Genomic DNA, 21,755 nt, shown 5'->3' on the forward strand with positions numbered 1-21,755 from the left:
CGTAGAAGAAGCGTCGGGGTTGGCCGCACGGGTTGCCGTGTGCGTCGAGGCGCCAGGCAGCCACGTGGTCGGCGTTGGTGTCCACCCCGATCAGGTCACCGCCGATCTCGACCTGGTCTTCATCAAGCTGATCGCCCTCGTCGGAGGCTGAGAGACCAGGAGGCGGGGCTTTCGGCCCAGGGCCGAGGTGGGACCGTGACGGGCTCGACGAGGCCGGACACATCCGCTCCGTTGCTTCACGGAATCCGCACAACGACCCGTTTAAAGCTTTAGTTTTCAAGCGTTACGCTCACCGGCATTCGAGTGGCCGGGAGCGGCTCGCCCGCCACGCCACTCGCCACCCCCCACAGGCACAGGAGACTTGGCGTGCAGGACGGCGACGTAGTGGTGATCGGCGGCGGTTATGCGGGCGTTCGCCTGGCGAAACGACTGGACGCGACGGCACGCGTCACTCTGGTGGACCGCAAGGAGGTCTTCTTCCACCGCATCGCCTCCCTGCGTGCCGGCGTACGCCCGGAATGGACCGCCACCCCCTTCATTCCGTACGACCGGCTGCTGCGCAACGGACGTGTCGTGGTGGGCAAGGCGGTCCGCGTCGACACCACCGAGCGGCACGTGGTGCTGGCCACCGGCGAAAGGCTGCCGTACGACGTGCTGGTGATCGCCACCGGCGCCGACTATCCCGAACCGGCCCGCTTCACCGGCACCACGACTGAGGAGGCGGCCAAGTCGTTCGCCGGACACCAGCAGCACGTCGCCGCCGCCCGGCACGTCCTCGTCGTCGGCGGCGGGCCGTCCGGTGTCGAGCTCAGCGCCGAGATCCGCCTGGCCCGGCCGGACGCCCGGGTCACTCTCGCGCACGCCGGGCCGGAACTGCTGCACTCCACGGGCAGCACGCGGGCCGGGAGCAAGGCTCGCGCCTGGCTGGAGTCGCACGACGTCGAGGTGCAGCTCGACTGCTTCATGTCCCCCGGCAACGCTTTCGGTACCTATCGCGACGCTCACGGCAACGTCCTCGACGCCGACCTCTCCTTCTGGGCGACGGGCACCACCCCCAACACTCTCTGGCTGCGCCTCGCCGGGCACGGCGCCTGGCTGAACGGCACCGGGCATGTGAAAGTCGACCGGCTGCTCCGGGTCGAGGGGCAGATGGAGGTGTTCGCCGTCGGCGACGTGAACGACGTCAGCGAACTCAAGATCACCCCTGCCGCCCTCGCCCAAGCGGACATCGCCGCCTACAACATCCGTTCCCATCTGCACAGTTCCGGTAAGCATCGCAAGGAGCCCCGCTTTTACCGGCCGATCCAGCGCACCCCGCTCATCGTGCCGTTCGGCCCGGCCGACGGAGTGACCATGGTGCCCGTCCCGGGCGGCGAAACCGCGGTCCTCGGCAGCCGCACCAGCACCCTGGCCAAGGCGAAGACTCTGCTGACCCCCTACATGAGGCGCCAGCTCGGCTACACCGCGGCCTGAGGCATGGAACGCGCTGATGTCGCCGCGAATGGGGGAGTGGTCGGCTCTTCCGCCTACGGCCGGGTGCGGGAGGAAGCACGGGAGTACGCGCTTCCGCCGGAACGCGTCGACTCGCCGTTGGCCGGACGCCCCTACGACCTGCGGCGCGCGTGCATCACGCGGTGGCTGAACGCTGGGGTACCCGTCGCTGAGGTTGCCCGGCGTGTCGGAAACTCCCCGAGGTCATCCACCGTCGGTACCACGGCTGCATTGATGGCCACGAGGAAGCCGCCAACGCGAAGATCTCGAAGTCCCTGGAGGAAGAGGAAGAGGGAGATGTGATGTAGCGGACCGTGACACTCGGGGTTCTCGAACTGCACGGCCGGCAGGCGCATGAAAATGACGATCCCTAAGCGGCCTTGGGTTGCGTGGCACCCGAGTCCGGCCCCTGTACATCCTCGAGCAGGAAGGTCTCGTCTTCCCCGAAGTCCGGGGCCTGGAAGGGGTTCGTCGCCGGAGGCGGCGATGCTGCAGTGGAACGGCGGGGTTGCCCTTCCAGGGCGGAGAACAGCGACGTCGGATCGATGAGGGGTCTCCCTTTCGTTACAGGTCCCTGAAGGGGCCTGGCGTGCCGTGACCGGGCACAGCGGTTCTACAGCTTGGTCATCTTGGCGTACGGGCTCAAGATCCGCATTTTCGCCGAGCCGAAATCCACGAGCGCCGCGATTCCGTCCTCGATGCCGATCACCCGGCCGAGGCCGTACATGTCGTGTGTGACCTGGTCGCCCACGGCGAAGTGCTTGGGAGCCGGCGTGACCGGGGCCTTGAAGGGGCTGGTGGGCAAATGACGCTTCGGTGCAGGAGGCTTTGTCATTGCCCCCAGTATGCACATACGAACGGTGCTGGTGGCTGCCTCTCAGGGGCAGAAGTAGTTGATCATTGGACTCCACTCCAGCAAGAGCTGAGCCTGCCTGCCGGCCGGCAGACGGGCGGGGTCTGGCGGTTCGGCTTCGTAGGCGGCCGAACCGCCCGTACCCTTCGTGGTGTCTACGGCGTCACTTAGCGGGCGCCAAACACTGGAGGCAATACCTCGTGCTGATTGCTCAGCGTCCCTCGTTGACCGAAGAGGTCGTCGACGAGTTCCGCTCCCGGTTCGTGATCGAGCCGCTGGAGCCGGGCTTCGGATACACCCTCGGCAACTCCCTTCGCCGCACCCTCCTGTCGTCGATCCCCGGCGCTGCTGTCACCAGCATCCGCGTCGACGGTGTCCTGCACGAGTTCACCACCGTGCCGGGCGTCAAGGAGGACGTCACCGACCTGATCCTCAACATCAAGCAGCTGGTCGTCTCCTCGGAGCACGACGAGCCGGTCGTGATGTACCTGCGCAAGCAGGGCCCGGGTCTGGTCACCGCCGCCGACATCGCGCCCCCGGCCGGTGTCGAGGTGCACAACCCCGACCTGATCCTCGCCACGCTCAACGGCAAGGGCAAGCTGGAGATGGAGCTGACCGTCGAGCGCGGTCGCGGCTATGTCTCCGCCGTGCAGAACAAGCAGGTGGGCCAGGAGATCGGCCGTGTCCCGGTCGACTCCATCTACAGCCCCGTGCTGAAGGTCACGTACAAGGTCGAAGCCACGCGTGTCGAGCAGCGCACCGACTTCGACAAGCTGATCGTCGACGTCGAGACGAAGCAGGCGATGCGTCCGCGCGACGCGATGGCGTCCGCCGGCAAGACCCTGGTGGAGCTGTTCGGTCTCGCCCGCGAGCTGAACATCGACGCCGAGGGCATCGACATGGGCCCGTCCCCCACGGATGCCGCCCTGGCCGCCGACATGGCGCTGCCGATCGAGGAGCTGGAGCTCACGGTCCGCTCCTACAACTGCCTCAAGCGTGAGGGCGTCCACTCGGTGGGTGAGCTCCTGGCGCGCTCCGAGGCCGACCTGCTCGACATCCGCAACTTCGGTGCGAAGTCGATCGACGAGGTCAAGGCGAAGCTGGCCGGCCTGGGCCTGGCACTCAAGGACAGCCCGCCCGGATTCGACCCGACCGCCGCTGCCTTCGACGCGGACGACAACGCGAGCACTGGTTTCGTGGAGACCGAGCAGTACTGAACGCTGCGCCGGGTCGCGGGGAAGCCGGGAAGGCAGAGGAGCCAGCAATGAGCACCGGCCGACCGCACCCGGCTCCCCGAGGGCCCACCGGCGGAGATGCAGACGCCCAAGCCCTTCGAGCCTGATCAGCATGGCGAAGGCGGCCGCCATCTCTACCTTGTCTTGCCTTCTGTTTCCCCAGGTGCGGCCGAGAACGCCGCCTGACGGTGCTGTCCCCCGTTGGTACTCCGGGGCACAAAACAGTCCCCTCGGAGATCACTCCGAGGGGGCCGATACATATTGCCTGGTCAGGCGTAGTGCTCCCGGCCGGGGATCTGGAACATGGCGACAGAACCGAGAGGGGACGGTTTTCCCCGACTTCCGCCGGAGTGTCAGAGGCGGTCCGTACGCTCGGTGGCATGGAGGGGAACGAACCACACGGGGACGACACCGGCGCCCAGGCGTGGCAGCGGCTGAGCGCGTACGCCTACCTCAGCGCCCCCGAGCGCCTGGAGTACGTCGCGGTGATGCGGGTGTTCTGCGGCACGCTGCTCGCGGACCTGTCCGTACCCGACGTCCTCGCCAAGCTGGCCCAGGCCGGCGGCCCGGGGGCGGCACTCGACGCCGAGACCCTCACCGCCCGGCTCGAACAGCTGGTGCGCTGGGGCAATCTGCTCCGCAGCACGCACACGGTCACGGCGACGAGCATCGCCGAGTACCAGCGTTCCCGGTCCCGCTACCAGCTGTCCAAGCTGGGAGAGCGCGTGCAGCGGGACGCGGACGAGGTACTGGCGGGGGCGGATGCCGCCCGCGAGGTGAGCAGCGAGCTGCTCGCGCTCGTCGACCGTGGCCTGCGCGAGATCGCCGCCATGGCCGCGGCCCCGGGCGGTGCGGATCCGCAGCAGGCGCTGGAGCGCATCAGCACGCTCTTCGTGCAGTTTGCCGAATTCGCCGAGTCGGTGCGGGACTTCTACGCCTACCTGGGCCAGGTCCTGGCGCGCTACGACCTCGACGGAGCCGAGTACCAGGGATTCAAGGAGCTGCTTCTCGACTACGTGGAGGCGATCACCGAGGACGTCTCCTTCCGGGCCCCGCGCATCGCCGCGCACCTGGACGCCGTCCGGCCGCACCTGCCCGCGCTGCTCACCCGTATCGACGCCCACGCGGCGGGCATCGGAGCGCTCGCCGACGGGCTGCCCGAGACGCGGGTGCAGCGCAGCCGCGGGCGGGACCTCGCGGACTGGGAGGGGCTGCGCGAGTGGTTCACCGACACCGGAGGGCAGGCCGGCCAGGTGGGCCAGCTCCGGGACGCCACCCTGCGTGCCCTGCAGTCGCTGCTCGCCAACGCCAAGCGGATGCTGCGTTCGGCCTCCGGTGAGATGTCCCGCCGCAAGGACCTGCTGCGGCTCGCGGCCTGGTTCGACACCGCGGAGCCGGAGGAGGCCCACGACATCGCGGTCGCCGCCTTCGGACTCTACGGGGCGCGGCATCTGGGCGTGGCGCCGGATCCGGACCTGGCCGTGCCGGCGTACGTGACCTGGTGGACCGGACCCGTGGTGGACGTACCGGTGGCGCTGCGCGAGCGCGGGAGCAGGGCTCCGCGGGGACGTGCCGCGGCGGCCGAGGACCACTCCGAGCAGAAGCGTCGCCTCATGGAGCAGGCGCGGGAGCAGGCCGAGGCCCGGCAGGCGGCAGCCGACGAACTGCGCAGCGTCTCGGGCAGGTTCGACCAGGTGAGACTCAGCGCCCCGGCCATGCGACTGCTGCTGGAGCTCCTCACCGCCGCCCTCGGCAACGCCCAGCTGCACAAGGACACCGACGACTTCCTGCTCGACGGCGCGCAGGTGAGGGACGCGGACCTCGGCATCCGACTGACCGCGTGGCGCACCCCCGGCCGGCACACGGTCCTGCGGTCCGTGGACGGCGACCTGACGGCGGATGATCTGACGCTGGCCGTCGAGGGCGCGTTCGTGTCGGCGGACGATCTCATGTCGGCCACCGAGAGCGTGTCCATGCCGACGGCGGGGGAGGCGAGCGCCTGATGCCCCTGCCCTCGGCGCACGACGTCGCCCTCGCGGCCGAGCGCCGCACCGCAGCCAGGCTCCTGCTGGCTCACCCCTTGGTCACCAGCACCGGACCGCACAGCGACACCTTCCCGCTGATCCGGCGGCACGCCGACTGGCTCGCACAGCGCTTCCAGCAGGTGTTCGGCTATCGGCTGCTGGTGGAGGCGTCGTACGCCCGCCTGTTCAAGGCGGGCCTCGGCCCGGGATCGGGTCACCGCCTCGAGCGGCCGTCGACGGGGACACCGTTCACGCCACGGACGTACGCCTACCTGGCCCTCGCCCTGTCGGTCCTCGTCACCGCGCCGGAACAGCTCCTGCTCTCCCAGCTCGTCGTCGACCTGCGGGCCGCGGCCGTCGACGCCGGGATCGAGATCGCCGACACGGGGCGGCAGGCCGAGCGGCGGACGCTCGCGGCCGCACTGCGCCAACTCGTCGACTGGGGCGTTCTGGTGGAGACCGAGGGCCATGTCTCGGCCGTCGCAGAGGAGCGGACCGGAGAGGCACTGCTGACCGTGGACCGCGAGATCGCGCGGGCCGTCGTCGCCGGCCCGCTCGCCCAGAGCCGCAACGGTGCGGACCTCGTACGCCGGGCCGCCGACCCCGGCTTCGGCGGGCCGCGTACGTACGTCCGCAGGCGCCTCGTCGAAACCCCCGTCGTCCACCTGGACGACCTCACGGACGCCGAGCGCGAATGGCTGCGCACCCGGCAGCGGCGCGAGGCGCAGGCGTTCTCCGAACTCCTCGGCCTGGAGGCGGAGATCCGCGCCGAGGGCATCGCCCTGGTCGACCCGGACGACGAACTCACCGACCTGCACCTGCCGGGCACCGGCACGGTCGCCCAGGCCGCGCTCCTGCTTGTGGAACGGTTGGTCGCCGCACTGCGCCCCGAAGACCCCGGCCACCCCGCGGTCGGCGGACGGCTGGTCATCGGCGTCCCTGTCCCCGACGGGCTGCTGACCGAAATGCTCGACGAACTGATCGAGGAGTACGGCAGGCGGAGCAACTGGCAGCGCGGCCACCTGGAGGACCGGGACGGATTTCTCGCGGCCGTACTCGACCTCCTCGTCCGGATGCGTCTGATGGCTCCCGCCGGGCCCGTGCGCGCGGACGGCCACGGCCTGCCCGAGGGATACGAGGAGACGGCCGCCGACGGCCGCTCCGTCACGGATGTCTTGGGGGCGCGCGGCAACGGACACAACCGCGTGGACGGTTGGGTGCTGCTCGCCGCGGCCGCCCGGTACGCCACCACGGTGGCGCTCAAGCCCCGTACCGATCAGTCCCCAGCGGACGACGTCTCAAAGGAGCCTCCCCAGTGAACCGCCCGCCGTCCCCGTGCCGCTACCGCCTGCACCGCGCGGGTATCCAGAACGTCTGGCAGTACGACGAGCAGGAGTTCGTCTTCGGCGAGGGGCGGCTGCTGCTGCGCGGCAAGAACGGCGCAGGCAAGTCCAAGGCCCTGGAGATGCTGCTGCCCTACCTCCTCGACGGCGACGCCCGCGCCCTGGACGCCACGGGAACCGGCCGTACCACCCTCGCCTGGCTGATGCTCGACGGCTTCGAGCAGACCAACCGGCTCGGCTACCTGTGGGTGGAGTTCGCGCGAACCGACGAGGACGGCGACGACCAACACCTCACCCTCGGTGCGGCCATCCGCGCGTCCCAGTCGACCAGGACGGCGAAGCCGTTCTTCTTCGTCACCCCGCTTCGGGTGGGCAAGGACCTGGGCCTGGCCCCCGCCGGCCGGCCGCTCCCCGTCGACCAGCTCAAGTCCCTCGTCGGCCCGGAGAACGTCACCGACCGAGCCGTCGAGCACCGCGCCCGGGTCGCCCGCGAACTGTTCGGCCTGACCGATCCGGCGCGCTACCGCAACCTGCTCCACCTGCTGCACCGGCTGCGCCGCCCCACTATCGGCGACCGCATCGACTCCGGCGGTCTGGTCTCCGTACTGGCCGAGACCCTGCCCGCTCTCGACGACGAGATCGTGGAGAAGGTGGCCCGCAACCTTGACGACCTGGACGCCGTACGGGCCGACCTCGGTCGGCTCGAGCGGACCGACCAGGCGCTGCGCACCTTCCTCACCGGCTACCGCGGCTATCTGCACGGGGCGCTGCGCCGCCGCGCCGACCGGGCGAGCGGCGAACTGGATCAGCTGGCGGAGCACCGCCGGTCCGCGGGAGACGCGGCGAGGAAGGCGCAGGCGCTGCGTGAGCGCGAGGAGGAACTCGGTGACCGCATCGCAGTCCTCGAGGGCGAGGCGAGTACCGCCGAGACGGACCTTGCCGCGCTGCACGCCAGTGCCGGATACCGCAGCCTCAAGGAACTCGCCGAGAAACGCGTCACTGTCACCGCGCTGCACAGCGCGGCTGCCGCCGCATTCAAGTCCCTGCGCCAGACACACAGCAACCAGGAGGAGGCAGGGCGGCGCCTCACCGCCGAGGCCCGGCGTCTCGCCGAAGAGCTGGTCGAACTGAGCACGGCACACGGCGAGTTGGTGCGGGAGGCGGAGCGGTCCGCACTCGACCCCGTGCACCTGGGGGAGCCCGTCGCGACCTCCGCGGCGCCGGTCGCGCCCGCCGCGACAGCCGAACTGACCGCGCCGGAGGGCGACCTCCACCTCGTACGGCACAGCGAGGTGCTGGCGGTCGACACCGAGGCCTGCGCGGCCGCGCTGCACGCCTGGGACGCCCAACTCGACGCCGCGCAGCCGGTGATCAGGAACCGGTCCCGGTCCGTGACCGAACTGGGCGCACTCATCGAGCGGTCGCACGGGGCCCAGCGGGAGGCGAACGAGGCCGACGCCGCCCGCGAACGCCTGGAGGAGCAGGCAGAAGGCGCCCGAACCCGGGCCGAGCAGCGCCGACAGGAAACGGCGCACGAGGGAGAGGCGTACGCCGATGCGGCTCGGGCCTGGACCGAGCGGTTGCGGAATCTCACCGGGGTGTCCATGGAGGCCGTGGACGCCCTGGTCGCGCACGACCCGGCGGAGGACGGTCCGCTGCCCGCCCAGGCCCCCGACGAGGTGGCCGACGCGGCCCGGTCGGCCGTCGACCCGTGGCTGGCGGAACTCGGCGAGGAGCGTGACACCCTCGCCGTGACCCTCCGCGAACTGACCGGCGAACAGGACCGACTCCGGCGCGACCTCGAGCAGTGGGAACGCCGTACCGACCCCGAGCCGCCGCCCCCACCCCACCGCGCGGCACCCCGCACACCGGGCACCGGTGCGCCGCTCTACCGACTGGTCGACTTCGCCGACGACCTGAAGCCGCAGGCGCGGGCGGGCCTGGAGGCCGCCCTGGAGGCGAGCGGCCTGCTCGACGCCTGGGTCCGCGCCGACGGCACGGTTCTGCACCCGGCCGCGCGGGACACCCTCCTGGTCCCGGGAACACCGGTGACCGGGGCGACGCTCGCGCGGGCCCTGAAGCCGGTTGCGGCGCCGGACAGTGGGGTGACGGTCGAGCAGGTCGAGCGCGTGCTGGGGGCGGTGGCTCTGGTCGGGGACGGGGGCCTGTCCGGCGATACGGCGGATGCGGCGCGCACGGTGGATACGGCGCGCACGGGGGATGCGGCGCGCACGGTGGATGCGGCGCGCACGGTGGATGCGGCGCGCACGGTGGATGCGGCGCGCACGGTGGATGCGGCGCGCACGGTGGATACTGCGGCGGGCGGGCCGCACACCGTCATCGGCACCGACGGCTCCTGGAAGCTCGGCATCGCCCGCGGCCGCCACGCCAAGCAGACCGCCGAGTACGTCGGCGCGGCGGTACGCGCCGAGACCCGCCGCCGGACGCTGGCCCAACTCGAGGCCCGACTGGCCGCAGTGCAGGGCGAGTTGGCGGAGCGCAAGCACAGCCTGCGCATCCTGACCGAGCACCGCGACCAGGTCGCCGACACCCTGCGCCGGCCGCCCCCTGCACGTAGGCTGACCGATGCGTGGGCCCGTACCGCCGAAGCCAGGAGCACCGCCGAGTCCCTCGTCAGGCAGGCGGCCTCAGCCGCCCGCGAGGCCGAGCAGGCACGTGCCCGCGCGGTCGCCGCCCGCCGGGAGACCGAGGCGACGGCGAGCGCCCACGGCCTCCCGGCGGACCCGGCCGCACTCGACAGGGTCCGCCTTGCCCTCGACCGCCTCGGCCAGGGCACGGAGCGGCTGCGACGGCGGGTACGCGCGGTCATGTCCACGGCCGACAGCCACCGCGGCGGCCGGACGGACTACGAGCGCGCCGAGTCGGCCCGCCGGGAAGCCGACTCCGACTACGCCGAGCCGCTCGGCCATCTGGAGACCGCCCGCCGCACGGTCCGAGCCCTGGAAGAGGCCCTCGGCGCCACAGAGCAGGAGATTCTCGCCCGCGAGAACGGGGCGAAGCGCCGCTTGGACGCCGTGGGCCGCCAACTCCCGCGTGCCCGCCAGGACATGGCCGACGTGCACGACGAGCGCGTACGTGCGGAGGAGGACGAGAGGGTACGGCGGGAGGCACTGGCCGCCCAGGAGGGCGAGGCGCTGGCCCGCGGAAGGCAACTCCGTACGGCACTGTCGCTGCCGGGCGTGCTGAGGGGGGCGGGTCTCGACGCCGACGAGGATCAAGGCGGGGATGAAGGCGGAGATGAAGGCGAGGATGAAGGCGTCCTGAAATCCCCGGACCCGATCCACAACGACGTACGGGAGCGCATCAAGGCGCTGCGCCTGCTGGTCGATTCCGTCCGCCGCCGCCTGGACGCCGAACGCCGCGACATCTCGGACACCACACTCCTCAACCGCCACACCGAACTGCGCGACCAGCTCTCCGGAGGCTACGACGCGACGATCGAGGAACACGACGGCATCAAGCTCTGCCGACTGGTCGACGACCACGGTCCGCACGACATCGCCCTGGTCGGCGAGCGCATCGCGGCCCAGGCAGCCGAGGCACGTGACCGGCTGACGGAACGGGAGCGCGAGGTCTTTCAGCGCTTCCTGACGGGAGAGCTGGGCGACCACCTGTCCTCCCAGGTCCTGGCCGCGGGTGCATTGGTCACCGCCCTGAACGCCACCTTGTCCACGGTCCGCACGTCACACGGCCTGGGCGTGACACTCGACTGGAAGCTGCGCGACGGCGTCGAGGCGGACGTGAAGGCGGCGGTCGACCTCCTGCGCAGCCCCTCGGGCCTGCGCACCCGCGACCAGTCGGAGCGGCTCCGCGACGTACTCCAGCGCCGCATCGAGGACGCCCGCCGCGCCGACCCGGCCGCGGGCTACGCGTCCCACCTGCGTACCGCGCTCGACTACCGCGACTGGTTCACTTTCACGCCCTGGGTGGTGAACGACGCGGCACCGGCGGGCCGCCGCAAACTCTCCGGCCGCACGGGCATGAGCCAGGGCGAACAGCGAGTCCTCTCGTACCTGGTCCTCTTCGCCGCGGCAGCCGCCCACTTCACGAGCCTGGCCGATTCCGCCCCGCAAGCACCCCGCCTGATCCTGCTGGACGACGCCTTTGCCAAGGTCGATGAGCCCACCCATGCCCGCCTCGGCCGCATCCTGGTCGACCTGGACCTCGACTTCGTCCTCACCAGCGAACGCCTCATCGGCAACTGGCCCGACGTACCGTCCCTGCACATCTACGAATGCCTGCGCGACCCGCATGCACGGGGCGTGGCCACGCTCCACTACACGTGGAACGGCCGGCAGCGGAGGCTGGTGTCGGTATGACGAGCCCACGAGCAGCGACCGAGCCGCCTCCGGACGCGCCGCTGGACGCCGAGACCCTGTCCTTCCTGACCCGACCGGGCCTGAGACGCCTCTGGACGGCGGCACGCACGCGCCTCGAACGCAACGGCCTCCAGCCGACGGGCACGCTCAAACTCCAGGACCTGGACGCGGCGGAGCGCGAAGCCCTGTCCCTCCTCCTGGCCAAACCGCTCACCGCCCCCTCCGCCACGATCCGCTTGCAGGACCTGGACACCCGCCTGCGCACCAGCGCGGCCCGCCGGGGCCTGGCCGCAACGCTGGCGGCACTGGGCCCACCCCTGACCGACCACCGTGCGGCCCGCGACGCGGCGGCGGCCGAACGGGCGGAGCTGTGGTCCACGGCGGAGGCGACCCTGGCCGCGACGCCCCTGTCGTCCCTGCCCTGGCCGGCCCGGTGGCTGGAGGAAATACGCCGAACAGGCACGCTGACCCGCCAGGACCCCGGCACCGCGCTCACGACAGTCACCCAGGCCATCCAGACCCTGGCGACCCTCTTCCCCGCCACGGAACCCGATCCCAACCGCAACCCCATCCCCGCCACCTGGGGCCGCGGCGAACTGGCCACACGTACCACGGGCTCGGCCCACGGCCTGGACGACGGCACGCTGCTGGCCCGCCTGGTCCTACGCGGCATCGCGCTGGCGTCCGGCGCTGACCTCCCCGCCGACGCCCCGGGGCGCCGAGCCCTGTGGCGCAGGGCCTCGGTCACCCCCGACGAGGTCTCCAGCACGGTCCTGACCTACGGCCTGCGCCCCACGGGCGACACCTGGCAGGAAACAGCCCTACGCGAACGCGCCGCCCACCACCTGGAAACACACCTGACGCTCCGCGAACTACGCACCCTGCACCTGGAGCTGCCCCCGCGCACCCTCATCCACCTCTGCGAGAACCCGCGCGTGGCGGAGGCCGCGGCGGACGCCGGCTGCACTGCACCGTTGATCTGCACGTCGGGCAGCGCGACGACGGTCGTACTCACGCTCCTGGACGGATTGGCGGCGACCGGCTGTGACTTCACGTATCACGGGGACTTCGACTGGCCGGGCATCGCCCTGGCCAACCGCGTCATCGGGCGGTACGGGGCGAAGGCGTGGCGTATGACGGCGGCGGACTACGAGTACGTGGCGACACGCGCGGAACTCCACGGCACGCCGCCGCTTCCGCTCACCGCCACGCGGGTCGAGGCGGTGTGGGATGCGGAACTGGCGCCGACCATGGAGGCCCTGGGCATGGCCCTCCATGAGGAGGCTGCGCTGGATCTCCTCCTGGAAGATCTCGGGTGAGTGACTCACCGAGTAATTCGACCGTACCCAAGGCGCCTGGCTTCAGGGGGTTGTCAGCAACCAGCCGCATGGTGCTGGGACCGTGAGCCTTTCCGCTGTCGAGCAAGCATCTTGCGTGACGCAAGACATGGCTCGGTAGAATGTGACGATCTGTTGGGGGCGTATGTGGATTCCGATCTCGCAGTGCCGCTTCATGTCGTCAGCGTCACCGGCATCGTCCTGCGGGACGATGGCAGGTTGCTGGCGATCAAACGGGTGGACGACGGAACGTGGGTGCCCCCTGGAGGGCTTCTGGAAGTCGGTGAAGGCCTGCACCGGGGTGTCGTCCGCGAGGTCTTCGAGGAAACGGGCGTGACCGTGGCCCCCGTGAAGCTCACAGGCGTTTACAAGAACATCCACCGGAAGACGATATCCATTGCGTTCTTGTGCAACGTGGTGAAAGGCGAGGCGGGCGTCTCGGACGAAGCTTCGGAGGTCGCATGGATGACTCCGACCGAAGCTCATGTGATGATGCCGCCCATTCGAGCCCTCCGGGTCAGCGACGCACTCGATGAGGACGGTCCGTTCGTCCGGTCCTATTAGTCCCGTTGGACCGCCGGCAGGACAGCACTTCAAGCCATGGGTCTTCGGCAGACGACCGGAGGTGCACATCAAGTTCTACGCGCGCGTGCTACGGATACCTCTACTCTTCATGATCCTGGCGACGCTCGCCGTCCGCGTGGCGGCACAGGACATGTCGATCGGTCGTGACACTGCCGTGATGGGCCTGCTCTCCCAGTTCGACGGCACGGCCACCACGGTGTTCGTGGCGCTTGCCACGTTTCGTACATCGGTGAGATCCGAGTCCTCGGAGGGAAACGCTCGTATGTGGCGTCGGACGGTACGGATCCAGTTCGCCGCGGCGTTCGCGCTTGTCTCGTTCGTCGTCGCTACGGCTGCGGCCCATTACCAGGTCCTGGGAGCGTGGGCCATAGCGCTGAACGTCACCACAGTTGTCGCCGTGCTGTGGGCGCTCGTCGGACCCATCGAGCCGACATGACCTTACGACTCGAATACGACCTCGTCCTTGACCCGTCCTCACACGTGGACCGCATCGTGGCCGCCGTCCGGGCCGGGCTGCTGGCCCATCGGACCGACAGCCGGGCCGAGATCGACATGGCCTACCGGATGTACGCGAACCAGGAGGAGCCGAGGCTGTCCCTCAGCGTGAACCTGGAACTCGCCTCCTTCGGCATGGCCGAGCGCGGCTCGGCAGGACTCGTCGCGCTCCTCGGCGGCACGAGCTTTCGGGATCCTGCCATCAGGAGCGTGACACTCAGCGCGTTCAGCATCATGGGGAACGACACGTTCTTCCCCGGTCCCGTCCGCGGGTCCGGACTCCTGGACAGCTCCGCCTCTCCGGCCCCCTGGCTGTCGGTCCCCGTTCCGAAGACCGCGGCCCGCCAGTCATGGGACAGCGTGAGCCGGACCCTGGTGCGGTCCGGAGTACAGGTCCTCACCGACCTCAGCCTGAACGTGACCGACTACGAACTGACGGCACGAGCCGCGGCAGTGTCCGAGGAAGTGACGGCGGGACGCCCGGTCGCACTCTTCTTCAACGCGACCAGCAGGCTGGAGTACGCGGTGCGGCTGGTCGAGAAAATCGCTACGACGCTGCAACCGCAGGTACCCAATGTGGCGATCGGGGTCCGTATGTGCCCGGTCGCGATGGGCTTCTCGGTCTTCGAGTACCTGCGTGCCTGGAACGTGCCGATTTTCGCCTACACCCTCACCTCCTACCCGTCGGGGCACACGTCCTGGAGCCAGTCCGCCTATGCCTCGATGATCAACGCCATGGGCGGCGATGTGGTCAACATAGGGCTGCTGAGCATCCCCGCGCTGCGCCGCGGAACACTCTACGAAGCCATCATGCCCCTGTTGAACAGACGAAATACCGGAAAGGCGAGCCTGCCCGCTCTGACGGGCGGCATCGAACCGCGCGTGGCCTACGAATACGCCACAGCGATCCGTGATCCAGTGCTTCTCCACACCATGACACCCGTTTTCCGGGGTGGTCTTGAGCGGAGGAGTATCCGTAAACGCGTCAAGGCGATCCGTGAGGCGGTGGAGGCGGGTCGGCAGTCACTGGACATCGAGCGCCTTTTCGCCGAGCGCAACCCGAGCGTGCGCAATTGGCAGGAAATCGAAGAGGAGAGGTAAGAGGACGGGAAGTGAACCAACAACACCCTTCACCAGAAGCTGCGGTGGGTGCGATCCATGTACTGGGCAGCGGATCTGCGAAACCGAGCGCGACACGACGAAATTCGTCGTACCTCATCGAAACGGGTACGTCGCTGCTGGGCATCGACTGCAGCGGAAGCCCGGTTCACGAAATCCTGCGCCGCGGGCTCGACCCCGGGCACCTCCGCCACCTCTGTCTCACCCACGGTCACGTCGACCACGTATACGGCCTCCCGAGCCTGATCCACTCGCTGTGGATGCTGGGCCTGTTCCGGGACGAACCGCTGAACATCCACGGAACGGGAGAGACGATCCACATCGCCAGGGCGCTGCTCGCCCCCTTCGGACTGGAGGGACGACGCAACGCCGTCCGAATCGACTGGCGGCCGGTCAGCTCCCTTGAATCCGCCGAAGTGGAAGCAGGTGCGGAACTGCCGGTCACCGGCTTCCCCGTCACGCACGCCGGTACCGAGGCCGTCGGCTACCGGGTGCTCAACACCGTCTTCTCCGGAGACGCCATCTGCGACGACCATCTGGTGAGCGCGGTCGACGATTCGGTGCGGGCTCTCATCGTCGACTGCGGCGGCGGTCCGTCCGGTACGGCCGGGCACGCCGGCGCGGCGGACATCGCCCAACTCGTGAAGAAACGCCCGGGGTTGGAGTCCGTACTACTGACGCACACCGCGTTCTCACCCGCCGACGAGGACGCGGTGCTCGGCGCGTTCCAGGGGTGCGACGCGGACGTTCGCATCCTCTCGGACGGTGATCGCCTTGCACTCGTCTGACGGTCGTACGCCGGCCCTGGACCAGGTCGTCTTCTGCGGCATGGGCGGCTCCGGCTCCACCTACCTGAGACATGCGCTGGCCAGGGCCGGACTGACGGTCCACAACAAGCCCGACATCGTCCACCACCGGTACTGGGTGAAACAGGGCCGTTCCGCGCAGAGGGAAGAGTTCGGGCGACGGGCGAACGGGTTCGAGCTCGGCACCGAGCCCGGCATCGCGGGCATCCGGCACTACCTCGACCGCCTGGCCGCCACCCCGGACACCACCGCCGTCCTCGGCACCTGGGCCGAGCAACAGCTTCTGCGGCACGCCGGCCGTCGGCGCATCGTCTTCCTGCTCAGAGAGCCGGCGGCCGCCTACCGGTCGATGTGCGACCCCGAGCGTCACGGAGACATCGCGGAGCAGTACGGCGGCCCCGATTCGTGGTACGCCGTCTTCTACGCCGAGCGGTGGCGGAAGATCGCCGAAGAGTACCTGGCGCTGCGCGCAGCGGGCTGGGACGTGACGCTCTGGTCCTACGAACACCTGCCGGAGTGCGCCCGCAGGGACGGGTTCGGCGAGGTCGTCACCGAGTGGCGGCTCTCCCCGCCCCGCCTGAAGCCGGCGTTGCGCGACGAGACGATCGACCTGATCAGAGCGTGCACCAGCGATGTGCGTCGAGCCCTGGACATACCCGAGTGGGACCAAGTCCGAGCCTGACACAAGCACGAGCCTGGTGCCGCCTCACACACAACACACTCGGTGAAAGGCAGGCAGCCGCCATGGAGCCGCTCATTGTCGGTGACGTTGCGATGGGCCGGCGGAACACCTTCGAGTCCGGCGTGGTGATCGTCGGCCCGGCGGTCATCGGGGACGACAACTTCTTCGGCGCCTACTCGGTCATCGGTGGACCGTGCCGGCAAGCTCACCGGCTGGGCGCGACTTGGCGAAGAAACGGCCGGGTCCGCATCGGATCGGGCAACTACTTCGGCGAACACTCCGTCATGCACGCCCCGGTCCAGGACATCACGGCGCTCGGCGACAACAGTTCCGTCGGCGCCGGGAGTCTGTTGGCCCACGACTCCCGTGTCGGCTCTCATGTGACCCTCTCGGTCAACTGTACGGTCGGGGGCCACGGTGTCATGCTCGACTGGAGTGGCCTGGGAATCGGCAGCTCGTTGCATCCCCGTACCGTCATGGGGCACTGGTCCTTCGCCGGAATGGCAGCGGCAGTGACACGAACGGTGGGCATAGGAGAACTCGTGGTCGGCAATCCGGCCCGTTTTCTCCGTTTGAACTACGAAGCGTTCGTGCGCTGCGGGCTCGATCGTGCGGGCTTGGCCCAGCTCCGCCGCTACTTCGACACGGGGCACGCCTCCGGTTCAGCCCTTGTGTCCCGCGTCGTCGCGGAGTTCGAGTCGGCAACCTCACGGACGATCAGGAACCGGGTCCTGCGCAGCTGGTCGGATGTCGACCTGGAGATCTCGCGTGAGGTGGCACGTGACTAGGGCTCGTCCCATGCCTCTGAGGCTCGCAGCCGAATTCGTGTGCGGAGCCCATGGAGAGCAGCTGACGGAGGAGACCGCCCCACGCCTCACCTGGGACGCGGCCATGGCCGTGGCGACCGGCACGGGGAGCGCGGGCCATGCCCTCCGATCGATCGTCTACGGGGTGAGGGGTGGAGTCGACGTATGGCGCCACAAGCAGGCGATACGTCGAGACCACCCCCTCCTTGATGCCGTGCTCATGGCACTGAGAACCAGCTGCGACAGCCGTGACTTCGCGGCACTGCACAAGTGCGGCAGGCGAGACCTCGCCGCACTGCGCGGAATCGTGCCGCGAGCCCGCCGCGCCGAGTACCGCGACTGGAACAACTGCGCCGTCGCCGCCGGGCTGATCAACGACAAGGCGGAGTGCAACCGACGGCTCCGGGCGGCAGGCCTCGAAGCCCCGTACCAGATTCACCTCGGACCGGAAACGATGATGAGGTCCGGAAACAGCGCGCGAACCGTGGACTTCTTCCACCCCGCCGTACCGCCCGGAACCAGGTGGATGATCAAGGACCGTCACGGCCTGCAAGGCGAATCGGTATGGCTCGGCCGAGCATGCCACCGGTTCGAACCCGGGCGGGACGCCGACGCGAACGAGAAACCGGACGTCGAGGTGGACGAGAAGGGAGCCGAGCTGGAGGCTCTCGCGCGGTCCGGCCGCCTCGTGGCCGAGGAATTGTTGCGGCCGGAGGACTGGTTCGTCACGGTGGGTGATTCCGCGCTGCCGACCCTGAGGGTGGTCACCTCCAAGCTCCGGGGACAGACGGAAGTCGTGGGAATGGTGCTGTTCCGCGGCGGACCGGGTGCTGTGGCGGCCAACCGCAGACAAGGGGGCACCGCGCACCTGGTCCACGAGGACGGATCGTGCGCGAACGGGCTCGACGCTCAAGGCAGGAGCCGAGGACCGTGCACGTACCGACTCCCCGCGTCCCGCACGAAAGAAATCCACAGCATGTGCATAGGGGCGCACGACCTGTTCCCGTGCGTCGGCTCGGTCGGCTGGGATGTGGGACTGTCGAGCCGCGGCCCGTTTCTGCTGGAGGGCAACCCGAACTGGGGCATGAACGTGCCCCAGTTGATGCCGGGCAGACCCATGCTGGAGGAGTTCCGGACGACACGGTTCCGCGACGGGTGGTAGGGCTGGGATGCGCGGGGGAGGTACCAAGGGGAAGGGGAGGGGGCGGTGATCGACAAGGGCGACATAAAAATAGAGCGGCTCAGCGACGCAGAAGCGCCCCGCTTCCTGGAGTTCGCGGACCGAGCCACCCTGAGGAGCCTCGCGTCTGTACGGGTCACCGGCCGAGTCGCCGTCGGCCAGACGTACCTCTGTGCCGTGTACCTGGACCGGGTGATCGGCTGCACGTCCTGGTACGAGAGCTGCCGGCGCAGCTATGTCGATCTCGACGGAGTGACCGTCCAGCCCACGAGCGTCTACCTGTGCTCGTCCGAAGTGCTCCCCGAATACAGGGGAATGGGTGTGGGAGGGATGCTCTACGAGCAACGCCTCGCCGATTGCAGCAGGGAGGACGCACCTGCACCCGCGCTCATGGTCGAGATCCTGGGACGAGGAACCCCTATGTCGGTCGATGACGGGGCCCGACCTGGCCTCGTCTGGCATCTCGCCCACGGGTTCGAGATCGTCGGTTACAGCCAGGAGGAAGACGCCGGGCCTGTGCTGGCCCGGGCCGTCCCCACCGCTGATGCAAGCCGCCGGGACGCGGCGGGATCACGGCCGGCGCTACGGTGATACGACGTCAGGCAGGCGGACCCAGCGACCCCGAGGGGATCACAGGGCAGGCAAGAGCGATCTCCGCCCACACGACTTTGCCAGTCGGCGGCCACGGCTCGCTGTCCCACCGGGCGGTCGGCGCGTCGACGAGGAGCAGCCCGCGGCCCGTCTCCTCGGTGCGACCGGCGTACGACGGGTAGGGGGCCGACGGCCGCCTCGCGGGTCGACCACTTCGATACGAAGCGTGTCCGAGGCCTCGACACCGAGGGTGAGCCGGAACCCGCGACCCTGCACGCGCCCGTGCGTGACCGCGTTCGCCGCCAACTCGGCGACGATCAGCGCTGAGGACTCGCTCACCGCACAGCTGGACGGCCGGCCCCACCCGTCGAGCTGCTGCACAGCCAACAGCCGGGCAGGGCGGGCGCCGCGAGGCGTCGCGCGGTTCGCATACCCGCAGGTTAGGGCGACGAGGGGACCTTCCTGGACGTGGTCTACGTCTACGGCCCCCCGACGGCGGACGAAGCCACGGTGACAGCGACCGCGGATCACAATGCCGGTTCCGGAAGTTCGTCCGGGCCCTCGACCACCACCGGATGGTCGGATCGATAGGAAGAGTCGGGGCGGCTGGCGACAACGCGGCCATGGAATCCTTCTTCAGCCTGCTGCAGAAGAACGTCCTCGACCGCCGGACCTGGGCCACCCGTGAAGAACTGCGGATCGCGATCGTGTCCTGGATCGAGAGGACCTACCACCGGCGCCGCAGACAAGCCGCACTCGGCCGGATGACACCCGTCGAATTCGCGGCCGTCATGACCACACCGGCCCTCCAGGCCGCGTGACCGAACCTGTCACCCAAACCTGCATCAGACCCAGTGGATATCGATCACTTATTGATCGGGCCTGGTGGAGTGTTCAGCATCAATACGAAGCACCACCACAAGCGGGCCGTATGGGTCGGGGACGATTCCGTGAAAGTCGATCACGGGAAATCGGCGCCCTACGCACGCAAGAGCCGGGCGGAGGCCAAGCGGGTCGCTCGAGTGCTTGAGCGGTATTGCGACTTCCCGGTACCGGTGGAGCCTGTGCTCGTATTCGTCGGTGTCACCGAGCTGAAGGTGGTCGCTACGCAGCTCGATGTCCGGGTGTACCAGGAGCGCCAGGTATCGGCACTCGCTCCGCTCTCAGGCGTTCTCACGGCCGACCAGGTGGAGGAGGTGTACAGCGTTGCTCGCCATCGCCAGGCTTGGAACCAAGCCTGAGCCGGGCATCCCGATGGGGTGCCGGCCGTTCCCACTGGAGCCATGGGCGGCCCCGAACGACTTGAGGGTCCGTCTCCGGCGCTATTGTTCCGTCGCCTTCTTCCCTTATCCCTCCGCAGAGGAGCGCCGGTGCGCAGGGTTGCTTGCATCGCCCTCGGTCTGGCCCTGATCGTCGAGGCCATCTGGCTGTTTGTTCTGCTCGCCGGGACCACTGTTATCGCTGTGGCCTTCCCCCGTGAACCTGACCGCCCCGGCGCGACGTGGATGACCTATGTCTCCTTCGCTCTGGCGCTGTTCTGGGTCGTCGCATGTCTTTGCGGCGCTGCCCGGGCCTTCGCCCGTGCTTACGGTCGGCCGACCGCGACCTGGTCTCTGGACTTCCTTTTCCTCGCCCTCGGCCACCTCGCCGCCACCGTCCCGACCGCCACCGACGGCCTCCCGCTCGTGGCTCTCGCCGAACTCGCGTTCGCGCTTCTTCTCCTTCTGGCTGCCCGGCCTTCGCGCTCCCAGGCCTCGATGCCTACCAGCATCCGGTAGTTCGAGAACACCGGGGTGCTGTGGACCGACCGTCCAGCGACGTTGTCTGGACCTCACCTGCGACGATGCTCCAAGATCCCGTCCACGCCTCGTCCACAGACCCCGACATACGGCCGCTCCGGGCCGCATACGGCTGCACAAACGCGAAGACCCCGGCCTCAGCGTTTCCGCTGGTGACGGGGTCATTCAAACAGTGGTGCAGCTGAGCCGATAGGCCGTCGGCACGCAGCCGCGGGTTCGCGTCCCTGGCGGGGCGCATGGACTGGCGATGGAGAAGGGCGCTTGCTGGAGCGGGAACCAGCGGCTCTTCTGGACCTCGATGCTCGATCAGCTCAGACCAGGGACAGAAACCGGGACGGGGCTGGGCGGGTCGTGCCAGACGGGTGCGCCCCGGCGAGATGGGACGAAGCTGCCCCGATGGGGAGGGGAGGTCGGAATATTCTGGTCTGTACAGAGAGCGGCGGTGATCAGAAGTGGTCCATCAACGCCAAGTCCCACGCCCACACCTTCGTGACACCGCCCGGCTCGTACTGGCCGCCACCCTGGCGTCCGTCCTGACGCTTGGCGCCGGCCCCGCGCGGGCGGCCTCCGCGGGCCACGTTTCGACGATCGACGCGGCTACCCACCGGATGACCGTCACGGATCACGGCCGTACGGTGATGACCTTCACCGCAGGCTTCGGAAAGCCCGGCTTCCGTACGCCGTCCGGAACCTTCCGCGTGCTGGGCAAGGACACGGTCATCACGATGACCTCGTGCAGCGCGCACATCACGTGCAATCCACGCAATCCCAACTACTACGTCCTCACGGTCCACTGGGCGGTGCGCCTGACCAGCTCCGGCGTGTTCGTCCACGCGGCGCCCTGGGACCACGCCATCGGCCGGGCCGACACCTCCCACGGCTGCATCCACCTGAGCACGACGGACGCCCACCGCTTCTACGATTTCAGCCGGACCGGCGACACGGTGATCGTCAAGAACACCGGCGGCTTCGCCGGCGGCCCGAGTGGTCCCTGACGCCCCCACGCCTCAGCGCCGAAGCCGGGACCTACGGGCACCCTGCCCGCCCATCCGGCACCGGCGGTGGCCAA

Annotated in this window: 19 protein-coding genes and 1 pseudogene; 18 read left to right on the forward strand and 2 right to left on the reverse strand. The window is 69.3% G+C overall.

Annotated features, from left to right (window positions below):
* The first annotated feature begins 366 nt into the window (after positions 1 to 366).
* Complete coding sequence (locus ABT186_RS36270) at positions 367 to 1,473, forward strand: NAD(P)/FAD-dependent oxidoreductase (RefSeq protein WP_351233729.1); 1,107 nt, start codon at positions 367 to 369, stop codon at positions 1,471 to 1,473.
* A gap of 631 nt (positions 1,474 to 2,104) precedes the next feature.
* On the opposite strand, the gene ABT186_RS36280 is transcribed toward ABT186_RS36270, so the two are convergent.
* On the reverse strand, positions 2,105 to 2,326 hold the full coding sequence (locus ABT186_RS36280) for a hypothetical protein (protein ID WP_351233731.1): 222 nt from the start codon (positions 2,324 to 2,326) through the stop codon (positions 2,105 to 2,107).
* Positions 2,327 to 2,544: 218 nt separating this feature from the next.
* Between ABT186_RS36280 and ABT186_RS36285 the strand changes: the two genes are divergently transcribed.
* The 16 genes and pseudogenes from ABT186_RS36285 to ABT186_RS36360 all read left to right on the forward strand — a co-directional run bounded on the left by ABT186_RS36285 (position 2,545) and on the right by ABT186_RS36360 (position 20,665).
* Positions 2,545 to 3,561: a DNA-directed RNA polymerase subunit alpha gene (locus tag ABT186_RS36285; protein WP_351233733.1), complete on the forward strand. Its 1,017-nt coding sequence runs from the start codon at positions 2,545 to 2,547 to the stop codon at positions 3,559 to 3,561.
* Positions 3,562 to 3,959: 398 nt separating this feature from the next.
* The gene (locus ABT186_RS36290; protein WP_351928707.1) at positions 3,960 to 5,582 is read left to right on the forward strand and encodes a TIGR02677 family protein; all 1,623 of its coding nucleotides are present in this window, start codon (positions 3,960 to 3,962) and stop codon (positions 5,580 to 5,582) included.
* Positions 5,582 to 6,922 carry a TIGR02678 family protein gene (locus ABT186_RS36295; protein WP_351928709.1) on the forward strand — a complete coding sequence of 447 codons (1,341 nt, stop codon included), beginning with the start codon at positions 5,582 to 5,584 and terminating at the stop codon, positions 6,920 to 6,922. Before ABT186_RS36290 ends, ABT186_RS36295 begins: the two co-directional genes overlap by 1 nt.
* Positions 6,919 to 11,286 (forward strand): TIGR02680 family protein, encoded by a 4,368-nt coding sequence (locus ABT186_RS36300; protein WP_351928711.1) that lies wholly within the window; start codon positions 6,919 to 6,921, stop codon positions 11,284 to 11,286. The genes ABT186_RS36295 and ABT186_RS36300 overlap by 4 nt, the downstream gene beginning before the upstream one ends.
* On the forward strand, positions 11,283 to 12,605 hold the full coding sequence (locus ABT186_RS36305) for a TIGR02679 family protein (protein ID WP_351928713.1): 1,323 nt from the start codon (positions 11,283 to 11,285) through the stop codon (positions 12,603 to 12,605). The genes ABT186_RS36300 and ABT186_RS36305 overlap by 4 nt, the downstream gene beginning before the upstream one ends.
* 165 nt (positions 12,606 to 12,770) lie before the next feature.
* Entirely contained in the window at positions 12,771 to 13,187 is a 417-nt protein-coding gene (locus ABT186_RS36310; protein WP_351233743.1) for an NUDIX hydrolase, read from the forward strand.
* Between the two features lie 61 nt (positions 13,188 to 13,248).
* Positions 13,249 to 13,644, forward strand: a complete 396-nt coding sequence (locus ABT186_RS36315; protein WP_351928715.1) for a hypothetical protein — start codon at positions 13,249 to 13,251, stop codon at positions 13,642 to 13,644.
* On the forward strand, positions 13,641 to 14,804 hold the full coding sequence (locus ABT186_RS36320) for a hypothetical protein (RefSeq protein ID WP_351928717.1): 1,164 nt from the start codon (positions 13,641 to 13,643) through the stop codon (positions 14,802 to 14,804). The genes ABT186_RS36315 and ABT186_RS36320 overlap by 4 nt, the downstream gene beginning before the upstream one ends.
* Positions 14,805 to 14,848: 44 nt before the next feature.
* Entirely contained in the window at positions 14,849 to 15,610 is a 762-nt protein-coding gene (locus ABT186_RS36325) for an MBL fold metallo-hydrolase (protein WP_351233749.1), read from the forward strand.
* Positions 15,597 to 16,310, forward strand: coding sequence for a hypothetical protein (locus ABT186_RS36330; protein ID WP_351928719.1), 714 nt, complete (start codon positions 15,597 to 15,599; stop codon positions 16,308 to 16,310). The genes ABT186_RS36325 and ABT186_RS36330 overlap by 14 nt, the downstream gene beginning before the upstream one ends.
* Before the next feature lie 62 nt (positions 16,311 to 16,372).
* A complete protein-coding gene (locus ABT186_RS36335; RefSeq protein ID WP_351928721.1) occupies positions 16,373 to 17,098 on the forward strand; it encodes a hypothetical protein in 726 nt (241 codons plus the stop codon).
* A gap of 10 nt (positions 17,099 to 17,108) precedes the next feature.
* Positions 17,109 to 18,278 (forward strand): sugar-transfer associated ATP-grasp domain-containing protein, encoded by a 1,170-nt coding sequence (locus ABT186_RS36340; protein WP_351928723.1) that lies wholly within the window; start codon positions 17,109 to 17,111, stop codon positions 18,276 to 18,278.
* 45 nt (positions 18,279 to 18,323) lie between these two features.
* Positions 18,324 to 18,887, forward strand: coding sequence for a GNAT family N-acetyltransferase (locus tag ABT186_RS36345; protein WP_351928725.1), 564 nt, complete (start codon positions 18,324 to 18,326; stop codon positions 18,885 to 18,887).
* Positions 18,888 to 19,402: 515 nt separating this feature from the next.
* Positions 19,403 to 19,708 (forward strand): annotated as a pseudogene (locus ABT186_RS36350) (integrase core domain-containing protein); the annotation flags it as partial.
* A gap of 33 nt (positions 19,709 to 19,741) precedes the next feature.
* Positions 19,742 to 20,128 (forward strand): nuclease-related domain-containing protein, encoded by a 387-nt coding sequence (locus ABT186_RS36355; protein ID WP_351233759.1) that lies wholly within the window; start codon positions 19,742 to 19,744, stop codon positions 20,126 to 20,128.
* A gap of 129 nt (positions 20,129 to 20,257) precedes the next feature.
* Entirely contained in the window at positions 20,258 to 20,665 is a 408-nt protein-coding gene (locus ABT186_RS36360) for a hypothetical protein (protein ID WP_351928727.1), read from the forward strand.
* A gap of 467 nt (positions 20,666 to 21,132) precedes the next feature.
* Here the strand turns inward: ABT186_RS36360 and ABT186_RS36365 are convergent, their stop codons facing one another.
* The gene (locus ABT186_RS36365; RefSeq protein ID WP_351928761.1) at positions 21,133 to 21,264 is read right to left on the reverse strand and encodes a hypothetical protein; all 132 of its coding nucleotides are present in this window, start codon (positions 21,262 to 21,264) and stop codon (positions 21,133 to 21,135) included.
* A gap of 9 nt (positions 21,265 to 21,273) precedes the next feature.
* Here ABT186_RS36365 and ABT186_RS36370 point away from each other — a divergent pair, with 9 nt between their 5' ends.
* A complete protein-coding gene (locus ABT186_RS36370) occupies positions 21,274 to 21,681 on the forward strand; it encodes a L,D-transpeptidase (protein ID WP_351928759.1) in 408 nt (135 codons plus the stop codon).
* Positions 21,682 to 21,755: the final 74 nt, after the last annotated feature.

The organism is Streptomyces sp. NPDC001634, assembly GCF_040298185.1.
GTDB lineage: Bacteria > Actinomycetota > Actinomycetes > Streptomycetales > Streptomycetaceae > Streptomyces.